Genomic DNA, 580 nt, shown 5'->3' on the forward strand with positions numbered 1-580 from the left:
TCACCTGGGTTCTTAAGTGCAAACGCAGCTTCTTCAAAAGCAGGATCCATAACATCACGTTCGATCCAACCTAAGTCACCGCCGTTTTCAGCACTACCGAAATCATCAGATTTCTCTTGCGCTACCGCAGCAAAATCTGCACCTGCGTTCAATTCATCTAAGATAGCTTGTGCTTTTGCTTCATCATCACCTTCAACAAGAATGTGCGCCACTCGGCGTTGCTCTTCTGAAGAGTATTTGTCTAGATGCTCGTCGTAGTATTTCTTAACGTCTTCATCTGTTACTTGAATCTGCTTCTTAAGTGCTTCAGCAGACAACTCAACGTAAGACACTTTCACTTGCTCTGGACGAGTGAAGTTATCTGGGTTTGCTTTGTAGTAAGCTTGAATTTCTTCGTCAGTTAACTCAACTTTCTTCGCAAACTCTGCCAAATCGATGGTTACAGTGCGGATGTCGCGTGTTTGGGTAAACAGTTTACCCTGAGATTGAACTTCACCTGGAAGAGTAAACTCACTGCTTTGAAGCGCTGTTAGAAGCTGCTCACGCACCAATTCACGACGCATGTACTCAGCAAAAGAAT

Annotated in this window: 1 protein-coding gene; it reads right to left on the reverse strand. The window is 44.1% G+C overall.

Going from position 1 to position 580, the window contains the following annotated elements:
* Positions 1–580, reverse strand: a 580-nt coding sequence (locus R7O13_RS29130) for a peptidyl-prolyl cis-trans isomerase (RefSeq protein ID WP_318305490.1), incomplete at both ends; no start/stop codon positions are given.

This window comes from Vibrio sp. Y176 (assembly GCF_033438945.1).